The organism is Pantoea sp. X-Soil-ISGK-275, from assembly GCF_059730795.1.
Genome location: NZ_AP035976.1, coordinates 127,342 through 139,910, shown reverse-complemented (window position 1 = coordinate 139,910; position 12,569 = coordinate 127,342). Strand labels below are relative to the sequence as shown.

Genomic DNA, 12,569 nt, shown 5'->3' with positions numbered 1-12,569 from the left:
ATTATTTTTTATTCTTTCTTATGCCACTTTTGGGTCGATCACCATAAGTAATTGACCCGCCTGCACTTGCTGCCCGGACAGCCGCGTCAGACTATGGATTTTTCCACTGACGGGCGCGACGATCGGGATTTCCATCTTCATTGATTCGAGGATGCCGACCGTGGCACCCGCACGAATTTCACTGCCTTCCTCCACCAGCCATTGCCACACGCTGCCCGCCACCTGACTCTCAACGGGATGACATCCGGCTGGCACCACACTCTCTTCGCCGCTCTGCGCTTGCAGCTGGCTATCGAAGGTAAACTGCCCTTCGGCTCGCCAGCACGCCAACTCCTCATCAAATGCTTGCTGGCGCTGTTGCTGGAAGGCATCAATCTCCTGCGCTTGCTGCGTCAGCATTGCCTGATAGTCGGCGAGACGGAATTCGCCCTGTTCCACGCGCAGCGGATAATCGCCCCACGGAAAACGCTCACGAATCTGCAGCAACTCGTCGGCCTCTACCGGATAAAAACGAATTTGATCGAAGAAGCGCAGTAACCAGGGCTGGGTAAATGCAGCGGTTGGGCGATCGCGGTTCCACATCTGCATGGTGCGTCCAACAAACTGATAACCGCCCGGCCCTTCCATGCCGTACACGCACATATAAGCGCCGCCGATCCCCACCGAATTCTCCGCCGTCCAGGTGCGCGCCGGATTGTATTTGGTGGTCACCAGGCGATGACGTGGATCGAGTGGCGTCGCCACCGGCGCACCGAGATAGACATCGCCCAATCCCATCACCAAATAAGAAGCGCTAAAGACGATCTCTTTTACCGCCTCAATGCTATCCAGCCCATTGATGCGGCGAATGAATTCAATATTGCTTGGGCACCACGGCGCATTCGGTCTGACGGATTGGTCGTAGCGCACAATCGCTTCACGACAGGCCGCATCATCCCAGCTGAGCGGCAGCCATACGGTGCGCGAAGGCACGGCCGCATCGGCCAGGCTCCCCAATGCTAAATCAGCGTGCAATATTTGCGCCAATAGCTCACTTCTTGCGCACAGCTGCGCGTCATAATGGATTTGTAGCGAGCGGATGCCAGGCGTCAATTCCAGTTGCCCCGGCAGCGGATGCGCTTCCAGCCATTGCATTAGCGCATGCACGCGAAAACGCAGCGCGATATCCAGTTGCAAATCGCCATATTCCACCAGCAGAAAACTGTCGCCCGCTGCTCGAATAGAGAGCGAAGGACGTTGATCCGCTGCCGCATGATGGTGCAGCACAGGATCAATCAACGGCAGCGCCGCGTTCACTGTAATCGGTTGAGATTGCAGTTTGATGATCTCGTCCCGCTGCGCCTGCGCCAGGTGATCGGCGGTGAAAAGATCGATCGGCTGGAACTGCACGCGATCGCCGGCTTTCAGTTGCCCCAGCTTCCACAGATCGGCCTCGATCACCGTTGCCGGGCAGACAAATCCTCCCAGCGATGGGCCATCCGGGCCGAGGATCACCGGCATATCGCCGGTGAAATCCACCGTGCCGAAGGCGTAGGCATTGTCATGGATGTTCGAAGGATGCATGCCCGCTTCGCCACCGTCGCTGCGCGCCCAGGTCGGTTTTGGGCCAATCAGGCGAATGCCGGTGCGGCTGGAGTTGTAGTGCACTTGCCACTCAGCGGCAAAAAATGCCGCGATGTCGTCATCGGTGAAGAAGGTGGGCGCGCCATGCGGGCCGTAAATCACCCGCAGCTGCCAGCAACCGTTAAGTTGCGGCAGCAGTTCGTCAGGCAATGTTGCGGCACTCAACACCTGCGGCGCGGCGAGATGCAGCACATCACCGGCGCGCAGCGCGCGTCCGGCATGACCACCAAATTTGCCGAGGGTGAAGGTGCTGCGGCTGCCCAGATAGCGCGGCGTGTCGAGGCCACCAGCCAGCAGCAGATAGCTGCGGCTGCCGTCGCGCACCTCGCCGAGCGTCAGCGTTTGCCCGGCCTGCGCCGTTAGCCGCTGGTTCATCGGTAACCTTTGTTGATCAAGCTGCGCGGCAATCGGCGCGCCGGTCAGGACAAAACTGCAGGCCTGGTTGAAGCGCAGCGTCGGGCCACGCAAGGTGATCTCCAGCCCGGCGGCCTGAGCATCATTGTCTAACAGGCGATTACCCAGCTGGAACGCGCGGCTGTCGAATGGACCGGAAGGCGGCACGCCAACGTGCCAATAGCCGATGCGGCCCGGCGCATCTTGCACTGTGGTTAAGGTGCCGCCGCTGAGAATATCCAGCGTTGGCGGCTGCCACTGCAGGGTGCCGAGCGTGGCGGTGATGATGCGTCCCTGCTGCACGTCCGGCAGCGTGCACAGCTGGCGCAGCCACAGCAAATTGGTTTCGATGCCGTACAGCTCGGTGGCGTGCAGCGCCTGCACCATGCTGCCGAGCGCGCTGGCGCGATCGGCAGCATGCACAATTACTTTCGCCAGCATCGGATCGTAAAACGGCGAAACCTCCATGCCGCTCTCCACGCTGTTGTCGATGCGCAGCGTGGCCCCCTCAATCTCAGTGGGGAACTGCACATGGCTGAGCAAACCAGCGCTGGGCTGGAACTGCTTAGCGGGATCTTCGGCGTAAAGCCGTACCTGAATGGCATGACCTTGCGCGACCGGCTGCAAATCGGCCAGCGGCGGTAATTTTTGCTGCGCCAGTTCCACCATCCAGCGCACCAAATCAACGCCATACACCATTTCGGTGACGCCATGTTCCACCTGCAAACGCGTGTTCACTTCGAGGAACCAGAACTGCTGGCTGGCATCGTCATACACATATTCCACCGTGCCCGCGCTGCGATAGTTCACCGCTCGCGCGAGCCTGACGGCGGTGGCCTGCAACTGCGCGCGTACGGCAGCGCTCAAGCCCGGTGCAGGCGTCTCTTCCAGCACCTTTTGATTGCGGCGCTGAGCAGAGCAATCACGCTCACCAAGCGCGATCACTTCACCTGCGCCGTCGCCAAAAATCTGCACTTCGATATGGCGCGCACGCGCAATGAACTTCTCTAAAAATACGCCATCGTCGGCGAAGTTGTTGCCTGCCAGGCGCTTCACGCGGGTAAATGCCGCATCGAGCTGTTCGGCATCGTCACAGCGCTGCATGCCAATCCCGCCGCCGCCCGCGGTGCTTTTCAGCATCACCGGATAGCCAATCTGCGCCGCCATCTGCTGCGCCTCGGCCAGCGAAGCCAGTAAGCCGCTGCCCGGCAGCAGCGGCACGTTGTTCTGTTCGGCCAGTGCACGCGCGCTGTGTTTCAGGCCAAAAGCCGCCATCTGCTCGGCGCTCGGCCCAAGAAAATGCACGCCCGCCGCTGCGCAGCGCGTGACGAATTCTGGATTCTCACTGAGAAAACCGTAGCCCGGATGCAGCGCCTGCGCGCCACTCTGCGCGGCTATCGCCAGCAATTTATCCTGATTGAGATAAGTGTCTCGCACCTGACCTTCGCCGAGCGACCAGGCTTCATCCGCCAGACGCACATGGCGCGCATGGCGGTCGGCTTCGGCATACACTGCAATCGCCCGGATATTCATGGCTTGCAGGGTACGAATAATGCGCACGGCAATCGCGCCACGGTTGGCAATTAATACGCGATCAATCATGACTGAATACTCTCGTTGCGGCAGGTCGTCCTGCGTGGCATTGACGGCAGAAATCGGGTCGTCCCGTTGCGTCAGAGAATCACCACACGCTGACTAAAATCGGCGTTGGGTTGTAACCGTTGCAGGGATTGTTGAGCTGCGGGCAGTTGGAGATCAGCACCAGCACGTTGATGTGCGCCACCATCTCGACATATTTGCCCGGCGCAGAAATGCCGTCGGCAAAGGTCAATCCGCCGTCATGCGTCACCGGCACGTTCATGAAAAAATTGATGTTGTGGGTGATGTCGCGGCGCATCAGGCCAAACTGCGGCTTCTCCGCCACCGCCAGCATCCAGCTATCGCGGCACGAATGCATATGGCGCTTTTCCAGGTCATAGCGCACGGTGTTGCTCTCGCACGAGCAGGCGCCGCCCAAGGTATCGTGACGGCCGCAGGTATCGGCGGTAATGGTCAACATCGGGCGATCACGGTTGGAGCGCAGCACGCTGCCGGCCGTCAGAAACACATTGTTCTGCCCGCGCAGCGTGTCGCTCATGCTGTAGCGTTCAGCGGTGTCATCAGCATTGAAAAACAGCGTATCGGCGGCCTGATTGCCTTCCAGATCGGTGATGCGTAGCGTCTGACCGGCTTCGATACGCTGCAACCAGTAATCACCGGCATCAATTTGATGTTGTAAGCGCGCTTCGTCTGGATTGCGCGGACTTTCAGTGATCATCACATTTCTCCTTGCAGTTGATACAGCGCGTTATTACGCAAGCCGCGTTGATTTTCAGCACGTTGCAGACAGATTTCGGGTAATGGCGCGTGCTGAGCATCCAGTTCGATCTGCACCGGCTGGCGCGGATAATCCAGCGATGCGCTCAGCGGATGCGGGCAAGTGTGCAGCAGCACCAGCGTGTCCATCGCAAAACGTAAACGCACGCTGGCACCCGCCGCGCCCTGACGTTCCAGCCGCAAAGTGCCGTTATCGTCGGCGCGCACCTGCGCAAACAGATTGAGGCAGGACGCCATATCGCGCTGGCCGAGCCCATACTTCGCCAGCTCGACGAGAAAGCTGTCGTAGCCGTTTTGATGGCGCAGGTTGCGCGCCTGTTGATAGGTGCTGGCACCAAAGCGCGCGGCGGTTTGTTCGGCATTCAGCGTGCCGCACACGCTTTCGTGCCAGCCGAAGCTGTCGTGTTCAATGCCGCAGAAAATGCGTCCCATATCTGAATAGAGACAGTGACCGGCGGTGAGGCGGAAAGTGTGCTGGCACTTCAAAGTGTCAGGCGCGTTATAGCGCTCCAGCAGGTTTTCCGGGTTGTAAAACAGCAGGCCGATGTTGGCGCCACCTTCCACATCGGTGAGGGTCAGCGCGCTGCCGCTGCGCATCACCAGTGACCAGTGCGCGCCGCTCGGCAACAAGGTTTGATAAGGCTTCATGGTTTTCTCCTTTAGGCGACCAGCGGTTCGGATGGCTGTGTGCGATCCAGCGGCAGGTCGTACGTGATGGTCGCGCCCCAGGCTTCAGGCGCGTGCGGATCGTGGCGCAGCTTGTCAAACACCAGCAGACGCGAGGCGAGGCTAAATCCCTCTTTCAGATCGTGGGTGATCATGAAAATGGTCAGGTTGTGCTGCTGCCACAAGCGGGTAATCAGTTGGTGCATCTCGCCGCGGATGCCGGGATCGAGTGCGCCAAAAGGTTCATCGAGCAGCAAAATGCGCGGCTGCTTCATCAGCGCCTGCGCCAGCGCCAGACGCTGCTGCATGCCGCCCGACAGCTGATGCGGATATTTATTCTGCGCATGTTCAAGGCCGACCTGCGCCAGCATGGCCTGCGCACGCTGGCGAATCGCCTGACGCTTCTTTCCCCACACGCGGCCCAGCCAACGCGCACTGCTGAACTCGTCGCCCAGCATCACGTTGCCCAGCACCGTCAGATGCGGGAACACTGAATAGCGCTGAAACACCACGCCGCGATGCGCATCCGGTTCGTCGGGAATCGGTTCGCCATCCAGTAACAGCTGGCCTTTGCTGGGCGCTTCAGTGCCGAGCAGCATATTCAGGAAGGTGGTTTTGCCGCAGCCGGACGCGCCGACAATCGCCACAAACTCGCCCTCTTCGACCTCGATATTGAGGCGCTCCAGCACCACTTGCTGGCCGTAATGTTTCTCAAGGTTTTTCAGTTGCAGTAACGGCATGGCTCGCCCCTTATTTCGCGTGATACCACGGCCAGCAGCGACGGCTAATCAGCCGCAGCAACAGGTCGAGCAGGAAGGCCAGCAGCGCGATCCACGCCACGTACGGCAGAATCACATCCATTGCCAGATAACGCCGCATCAGGAAGATGCGATAACCCAAACCTTCTGTGGCGGCGATAGCCTCGGCGGCAATCAAAAACAGCCACGCCGACGCCAGCGACAGCCGCACCGCATCCAACAGGCGCGGCATCAGCTGCGGCAGGATCACGCGCCACAAAATCTGCGCGCTGTGCGCGCCAAGCGTCTGCGCCTTCACCAGCTGCTCGCGCGGGATTTTCTGCACCTGCAGCTGCAAATCGCGGGTAATCAACGGCGTGATGCCAATGACAATCAGCACCACTTTCGACACTTCGCCGAGGCCAAAACAGATAAAAAGAATCGGCAGAATCGCCAGCGGCGGTACCAGTGCAAACAGCGTCACCAGCGGCGCCAGCACCGCCCGCACCACCGGCAGCGCGCCGGTGAACAGACCCAGCGCCAGCGCCAATAGCGCGCTGATCGCCACGCCACACAGCAAACGCAGCAGACTGGCGGCGGTATCGCTCCACAGCAGATATTCACCGGTGCGCGGGCTGGGCTGAAACGCCATGCGGCTGATGGCGTCGCCCATGGCGTTAAAGCCCGGCAACAGCTTGTCTGCCGCATTCAGGCTGAGACGCGCATCCGACGCGAACAGATACACCAGCAGCAGCGCCAGCAGCGGCAAGATGCCCAGCAGCAAGCGCCCCAGCGGCAGCGGTTGGTAGTTGATCAACTTACGCATCGGCATCGCCTCGCTTACAGCTGCCCGGCGGCGGCCAGTTTGGTGTACTCATCGGTGAAGCGCAGTTTGATGTTGCCCGCATCGCCCCAATTGCCCGCAGGCGTTGCCACGCCAACCACATCGGCGCTCGGCGCGCCCTCGCCCAGCAAGCCGTGCTTGAACGAGAACTCGGCGACCATCTGCATGGTGGCTTTGAGCTGTGGGCTTTGGACGAAATCGAGGGTGGTTTTGGCATCGCTGAACAGATGCGTGGCGGCCAGCTGCTGATCAAAGCCCGCCAGATCGGTGCCGGAAGCCTGCGCCATTTGTGTGCGTGCCGCTTTGGCGCTGTCGGTTGGGCCGGACATGGTTTTCAGCGTTTCATACCATGCGCCGGTCAGCGCTTTGCCGAGCTGCGGATACTTTTTAAGCGTGGCGCTGTTGACCACCAGCAGATCGAGGATTTCACCCGGAATTTGCGCGGAAGAGAAAATCAGATGACTGTTCGGCTGCTTCTCCGCTTCGGCGAGCAGCGGATTCCAGGTCACGATAGCGTTGACATCGGCGGTGCCAAACGCCGCCACCAAATCGGCATCGGCGGTGTTCACCACTTTGACGTCTTTCTCGCTCATGCCGGATTTTTCCAGCGCTCGCGCCAGCAGGTAATGTGAAACCGAGAGTTCGACCAGATTGATCGGCTTGCCTTTCAGCGCCGAGAGGTTTCCCGCGCCTTTCAGCAGAATGCCGTCGTTACCGTTGGAGTAATCGCCGACGATCAGCGCCGTGCTATCCACGCCGCCGGTCGCGGGAATGGTTAGTGCATCCATGTTGGTCATGGTGCAACCCGTAAAGCCACCGGCGGTGTATTGGTTCACCGATTCGATATAGTCGTTAACCTGCACAAACTGGATATCGATGCCGTATTTGTCGGCCCATTTTTTGACGATACCGCTCTGCTGCGCGTAATCCCACGGCATCCAGCCCGCGTAGATCGACCAGCAAATCTTGAAGGAGGGTTTGTCGGCGGCCAGCGTATTGACGCTGAACAGCGTGATGGTGCAAAGCAACAGCAGGCGAAGGCAGGCTTTGATCATGATGGTTCCTCTGACGTTAACGGGCGAAAAAAAAGCAGGAGGCGGCGAGCAACGTTCTCGCTTTCCTCCCGGGCTTTTTTCCCGCCGTGTAACCGTCAGAGGACGGTCGGCCACTCTCGGACCAGCATCTTTCGACCGGAACCCTAGTGACCCATTGCAAATTGTCTGGCGACCTCGGTTGCCCGCTATCGCTCCTGCATCTGCGTTAACACATACAAAATGGATGCCAAGGTTATATCCCGCTGAAAAACATAAAATATTAACGATCCGCGCGTCGCCGCTTTGCTGGCATTGCACAGAAAAGCAGCGTGCGCGCACCAACGTGAAGCAGCCCATCGATGGAAACGTTGACGCCTCTCGCAATTCCGAACGGGCACTGAAAAAACTTTTACTTTGCGATCATGTGGTTATTACACATTGATGACACACCAAGCTGAACCAATTAAGTATTGGTTCACTTCTTGCCTACGCTAAGAAAGCGGTCCAATTCGCCTTTCATCAGGAAAAGGGCTGGATACGCGGCGTTTACCGATCTTTTTCTGATGCATAAACAGGCGAACCAATCATGAATGACACGCCAGAAACCAGCCGCAACTCCAGCACCGCACTTGAGCAACTGCGCCAGCTGATTCAGCAACAGGAGCACACGCCGGATCGCGCGCTGCCCACCGAACGTGAGTTAGCGGAGCGCTTTGGCGTGGGTCGTCGTGAAATTCGCCGGGCATTGGATGTGCTGGAAGAAGAGGGCCGCATCTGGCGTAAACAGGGCAAAGGCACCTTTGTTGGGCCCTCCGCGCCGGTGCAGCCGCTGGTGTTACAGGATCTGCCGCAGCAATCGAATCTGCTTGAAGTGATGGAAGCGCGTTTGCAGCTGGAGCCGGGGCTGGCAAGTCTTGCCGCCCTGCGCGCCACCAAAGAGCAAATTGCCTTGATGAAACGCCTGCTGGAGCGCATGCACGCCATCACGCCGCCAGAAGATGGCGATCAACATGAACTGTGGGACAGCGCCTTTCATCGCGCCATCGCCGAAGCGGCAGGCAATCGTCTGATGCTCGGGCTGTTCGACGCCGTTGATGCCGTGCGCCGCGATCCCGGCTGGCAGCATTTGCGAGTGCAGGCGCGCACCCCGGCGCGCCTGGATAACTATGACAACCATCATCAGCGGCTGGTGATGCACATCGCCCAGCGCCAGCCTCATGAAGCGGCAGCGGCGATGCGTGAACATCTGCTTGCGCTGCAACAGGCGCTGATGGAAACGCTCTATTCCCGCCAGGAGGATATGCCATGACCGCACATCCCGTTTTATCGCTGCGCAATCTGCGCGTGCAGTTTCACGGCTCGCCCGTCACGGTGCTGGATGATATTTCTCTGCAGCTAGAGGCGGGAGAAACGCTGGCGCTGGTCGGTGAATCGGGCTGCGGCAAAAGCATCACCTCACTGACGTTGATGGGTTTGCAGCCTGACAGCGCGCGCATCTTGCAGGGCGACATGCTGTTTGATGGCCGCGATCTGCGCCAGCTCAGCAGCAGCGAATACGCCAGTCTGCGCGGCAACCAACTGGCGATGATTTTTCAGGAGCCGATGACCTCACTTAATCCGGCCTTCACGCTTGGCGATCAGCTGAGTGAAGCGGTGATGCGCCATCGCAAAGTGAATAAGCGCCAGGCAATGGACGCGGCGCTGGCGATTCTGCAAAAAGTGCAAATCCCGGCACCAGAACTGCGGCTCAAAGCCTATCCGCATCAGCTCTCCGGCGGCATGCGCCAGCGCGTGATGATTGCGATGGCGCTGATCAACCAGCCAAAACTGCTGATTGCCGACGAACCCACTACCGCGCTCGACGTCACCATTCAGGCGCAAATTCTGGCGCTGCTGAACACCCTAAAACAGGAAACCGGCACTGCAGTGCTGATGATCACCCACGACCTCGGCGTGGTGGCGGAAGTGGCGCAGCGCGTGGCGGTGATGTATGCCGGTCAGGTGGTGGAGAGCGGCAGCGTCGAGCGCATTTTTAACGATCCGCAGCATCCGTACACCATTGGCCTGATGGGCTCAATTCCCACCCTGAGCGCACGCGAAGGTGCGCTGGCCACCATTCCCGGCCAGGTGCCGTTGCCGGAAAACATGCCGGCTGGCTGCCGTTTTGCCACGCGTTGCCCCTTCGCCGAAACACGCTGCCACCAGCATCGCCCGGCGTTACGCGCGCTGGCGAACGATCATCAGGTGGCCTGTTTCCGCGCCCCGTTAGAGCAATACGTCACGCTGGGAGAAAGTGCATGAAGCCGATTTTAGAGTGCCGCGATTTAAGCAAAACCTTCTCCGCGGGCAACCGGCTATTTTCACGCAATCGCGGCGTGACGGCGGTTGATCGCGTTTCGCTGCAGGTGATGCCGGGCGAAACGTTGGCGATTGTCGGCGAATCCGGTTCCGGTAAATCGACGCTGGGCCGTTTGCTGCTGCGGTTATTGGCCGCCAGCGCTGGCGACGTGTTCTATCAGGGCGAAAGCATTACTGATGCCAGCGGCGCGCGGCTCAATCAGCTGCGCCGTGAATTGCAGATTATCTTCCAGGACCCGTTTGCCTCGCTCAATCCGCGCATGACGGTGCAGCAGATTGTTGGCGAACCCTTGTGGCTGCACGAAAAGATGAGCCGCGATCAGCGCCATTCGCGCGTCGCCGAACTGCTACGCACCGTTGGCCTGCCTGCGGCCTGGGCCGAGCGTTACCCGCACGAGTTTTCAGGCGGTCAGCGCCAGCGCATCGGTATTGCCCGCGCCCTGGCATCCCAACCGAAATTATTGCTCGGCGATGAGCCGGTTTCAGCGCTGGATGTGTCGGTGCAGGCGCAGGTGGTGAATCTGCTGGAGAGCCTGAAACAGCAGTTTGGTCTGACGATGGTGATCGTGGCGCACGGTTTAGCGGTAATCCGTCATATGAGCGATCGCGTGGCGGTGATGTATCTCGGTCAGATTGTTGAACTGGCCAGCGTCGATGAGATTTTTGATGCGCCGCTCCATCCTTATACGCAGGCGCTGATTGCCTCTGCGCCGCAAATGCAGCCGGGTGGCAACCGCACCATTCCGATGTTGCAAGGCGACCTGCCCAATCCCGCCAATCCACCGAGCGGCTGCCGTTTTCATACCCGTTGTCCCTATGCCACGGCGGAATGTCGCCAGTTTGAACCGATTAATCAGGTGTTGAGCGGCGGCCGTCAAATTGCCTGTCACCGCTGGCAGGAGATTAATCGCGATCGCAGCGTCATCACTCTTGCGCCACCTTCCGCCGCTTTTTTACGTCGCCGCGCCCTGTTTGAGCAGGCGGTGAATCAGCAAGCCTAACCTCTGGAGAGACACCGTGAAGCAAGCTCGTCATACGTTATTAACCGCCCTCAGCGGTCTGTTACTGCTCGGCGCTAGCGCCCACAGCCATGCTGACAGCGTGATTCGCATCGGCCTGGGCGCCGATCCTGACATGCTCGATCCGCATCTGGCGCGCACCTATTACGGCCGTTTTGTGTTTGCGGCGATGTGCGATCGTCTGGTCGATGTCGATCAAAACCTCAAAGTGGTGCCGGGTCTGGCCACCGATTGGGCGTGGAGCGATGACGGTAAAACGCTGACCATGAATCTGCGCAGCGGCGTGACCTTCCACGATGGCGAAAAGTTTGATGCGCAGGCGGTGAAATTCAATATCGAACGTGCGCAGACGCTGCCGGGTTCGCTGCGCAAAAGTGAAATCTCCTCGATTGAAAGTGTGGAAGTAAGCGGCCCGATGCAGGTGAAATTCCACCTGAAAAACCCGGATGCGGCGCTGCTGAGCCAGCTGACCGACCGCGCTGGCGCCATGCTGGCACCGGAAGCGGCGAAAAAGCCCGATTTCGCCGCCCATCCGGTTTGCTCCGGCCCGTATCAGTTCGACAGCCGCGTTCAGCAGGATCGCATCGTGCTGAAGCGCTATGACAATTACTGGAATAAAGGCGCTTATCACTTCGATAAGGTGATTTTTCTGCCGATCCCGGATGCTTCCGTACGCCTCGCGAACCTACGTGCGGGTGATTTGGATCTCACCGAAGGCGTAGCCGCCAGCGATGTGAAAACCGTTGAAGCCGATAGCAAACTGGCGCTGGCAAAAGTCACGGGCCTTGGTTATCAGGGCATCACCTTCAATATCAACAACGGCAAAGTCGATGCCAACAGTCCGCTGAAAGATGCGCGCGTGCGTGAAGCGTTCTCACTGGCGATTGACCGCGATGCGCTAAATCAGGTGGCGTTTGAAGGCTTGTATACGCCAGCCAATCAGGCGTTTTCACCGGTCAGCGCGTATCACGTCAACACACCGATCGCACCGCGTGATGTTGAGAAAGCCAAAGCACTGCTGAAGGCTGCGGGTGTTACAACACCGCTGAATCTGACGCTGCTGGTCAGCAATAACCCGACCGCGCAGCAAGTGGGCCAGGTGATTCAGGCGATGGTCGGCGAAGCCGGTTTCAACCTCAATCTGCAAATGAGTGAGTTCGCTACGCTGCTGGATCGTCAGCAACGCGGGGATTATCAGCTCAGCCTGTCGGGTTGGTCTGGTCGTCCCGATCCGGACGGCAGCATCTATTCGTTTATTAACAGCAAAGGCACGCTTAACGACGGACGCTACAGCAATGCGCATGTCGATGAGTGGCTGAACGCCGCGCGTCTCACCAACGACCAGGCACAGCGTCAGGCGCTGTACACCCAGGTAGTGAACCAACTGCAAACCGATATGCCGATTGCTTACCTCTACTTTGAGCCACGCATTTTTGGCATGTCGAAGAAATTGCAGGGCTTCAAAGCCTGGCCGGACGGATTGGTGCGTTTGGCTGGCGTAAGTCTGGCGCAGTAAACC

At 59.2% G+C, this 12,569-nt stretch carries 10 protein-coding genes and 1 riboswitch; of the genes, 4 read left to right on the top strand and 6 right to left on the bottom strand.

What is annotated here, in order from left to right; genetic code table 11:
* Positions 1 to 18: 18 nt before the first annotated feature.
* The 6 genes from uca to AC6I8A_RS00625 all read right to left on the bottom strand — a co-directional run bounded on the left by uca (position 19) and on the right by AC6I8A_RS00625 (position 7,694).
* Positions 19 to 3,618, bottom strand: coding sequence for an urea carboxylase (gene uca / locus AC6I8A_RS00650; protein ID WP_497817873.1), 3,600 nt, complete (start codon positions 3,616 to 3,618; stop codon positions 19 to 21).
* 79 nt (positions 3,619 to 3,697) lie between these two features.
* The gene (locus AC6I8A_RS00645; RefSeq protein WP_497817872.1) at positions 3,698 to 4,333 is read right to left on the bottom strand and encodes an urea amidolyase associated protein UAAP2; all 636 of its coding nucleotides are present in this window, start codon (positions 4,331 to 4,333) and stop codon (positions 3,698 to 3,700) included.
* A complete protein-coding gene (locus AC6I8A_RS00640) occupies positions 4,333 to 5,040 on the bottom strand; it encodes an urea amidolyase associated protein UAAP1 (protein WP_265301580.1) in 708 nt (235 codons plus the stop codon). The genes AC6I8A_RS00645 and AC6I8A_RS00640 overlap by 1 nt, the downstream gene beginning before the upstream one ends.
* A gap of 11 nt (positions 5,041 to 5,051) precedes the next feature.
* The gene (locus AC6I8A_RS00635) at positions 5,052 to 5,798 is read right to left on the bottom strand and encodes an ABC transporter ATP-binding protein (RefSeq protein ID WP_265301578.1); all 747 of its coding nucleotides are present in this window, start codon (positions 5,796 to 5,798) and stop codon (positions 5,052 to 5,054) included.
* 10 nt (positions 5,799 to 5,808) lie between these two features.
* Entirely contained in the window at positions 5,809 to 6,621 is an 813-nt protein-coding gene (locus AC6I8A_RS00630) for an ABC transporter permease (RefSeq protein WP_008104638.1), read from the bottom strand.
* A gap of 14 nt (positions 6,622 to 6,635) precedes the next feature.
* Positions 6,636 to 7,694 carry a putative urea ABC transporter substrate-binding protein gene (locus AC6I8A_RS00625; RefSeq protein ID WP_256697983.1) on the bottom strand — a complete coding sequence of 353 codons (1,059 nt, stop codon included), beginning with the start codon at positions 7,692 to 7,694 and terminating at the stop codon, positions 6,636 to 6,638.
* Between the two features lie 63 nt (positions 7,695 to 7,757).
* Positions 7,758 to 7,852: riboswitch (guanidine-I (ykkC/yxkD leader) on the bottom strand.
* A gap of 407 nt (positions 7,853 to 8,259) precedes the next feature.
* Between AC6I8A_RS00625 and AC6I8A_RS00620 the strand changes: the two genes are divergently transcribed.
* From AC6I8A_RS00620 to AC6I8A_RS00605, 4 genes are read left to right on the top strand one after another with little or no spacing between them, the layout of a single operon-like run.
* Complete coding sequence (locus AC6I8A_RS00620) at positions 8,260 to 8,982, top strand: FadR/GntR family transcriptional regulator (protein ID WP_256697982.1); 723 nt, start codon at positions 8,260 to 8,262, stop codon at positions 8,980 to 8,982.
* Positions 8,979 to 9,974: an ABC transporter ATP-binding protein gene (locus AC6I8A_RS00615; RefSeq protein ID WP_497817871.1), complete on the top strand. Its 996-nt coding sequence runs from the start codon at positions 8,979 to 8,981 to the stop codon at positions 9,972 to 9,974. The genes AC6I8A_RS00620 and AC6I8A_RS00615 overlap by 4 nt, the downstream gene beginning before the upstream one ends.
* Positions 9,971 to 11,032, top strand: coding sequence for an ABC transporter ATP-binding protein (locus tag AC6I8A_RS00610; protein WP_256697980.1), 1,062 nt, complete (start codon positions 9,971 to 9,973; stop codon positions 11,030 to 11,032). Before AC6I8A_RS00615 ends, AC6I8A_RS00610 begins: the two co-directional genes overlap by 4 nt.
* 16 nt (positions 11,033 to 11,048) lie before the next feature.
* Positions 11,049 to 12,566 (top strand): ABC transporter substrate-binding protein, encoded by a 1,518-nt coding sequence (locus AC6I8A_RS00605; RefSeq protein WP_497817870.1) that lies wholly within the window; start codon positions 11,049 to 11,051, stop codon positions 12,564 to 12,566.
* Positions 12,567 to 12,569 lie beyond the last annotated feature (3 nt).

What these genes read in the sequence shown, in the direction of transcription:
- AC6I8A_RS00640 (WP_265301580.1), bottom strand. Translation starts at nt 5,040, where the DNA reads ATGAAGCCTTATCAAACCTTGTTGCCGAGCGGCGCGCACTGGTCACTG.
- AC6I8A_RS00625 (WP_256697983.1), bottom strand. Translation starts at nt 7,694, where the DNA reads ATGATCAAAGCCTGCCTTCGCCTGCTGTTGCTTTGCACCATCACGCTG.
- AC6I8A_RS00645 (WP_497817872.1), bottom strand. Translation starts at nt 4,333, where the DNA reads ATGATCACTGAAAGTCCGCGCAATCCAGACGAAGCGCGCTTACAACAT.
- uca (WP_497817873.1), bottom strand. Translation starts at nt 3,618, where the DNA reads ATGATTGATCGCGTATTAATTGCCAACCGTGGCGCGATTGCCGTGCGC.
- AC6I8A_RS00620 (WP_256697982.1), top strand. Translation starts at nt 8,260, where the DNA reads ATGAATGACACGCCAGAAACCAGCCGCAACTCCAGCACCGCACTTGAG.
- AC6I8A_RS00610 (WP_256697980.1), top strand. Translation starts at nt 9,971, where the DNA reads ATGAAGCCGATTTTAGAGTGCCGCGATTTAAGCAAAACCTTCTCCGCG.
- AC6I8A_RS00635 (WP_265301578.1), bottom strand. Translation starts at nt 5,798, where the DNA reads ATGCCGTTACTGCAACTGAAAAACCTTGAGAAACATTACGGCCAGCAA.
- AC6I8A_RS00615 (WP_497817871.1), top strand. Translation starts at nt 8,979, where the DNA reads ATGACCGCACATCCCGTTTTATCGCTGCGCAATCTGCGCGTGCAGTTT.
- AC6I8A_RS00630 (WP_008104638.1), bottom strand. Translation starts at nt 6,621, where the DNA reads ATGCGTAAGTTGATCAACTACCAACCGCTGCCGCTGGGGCGCTTGCTG.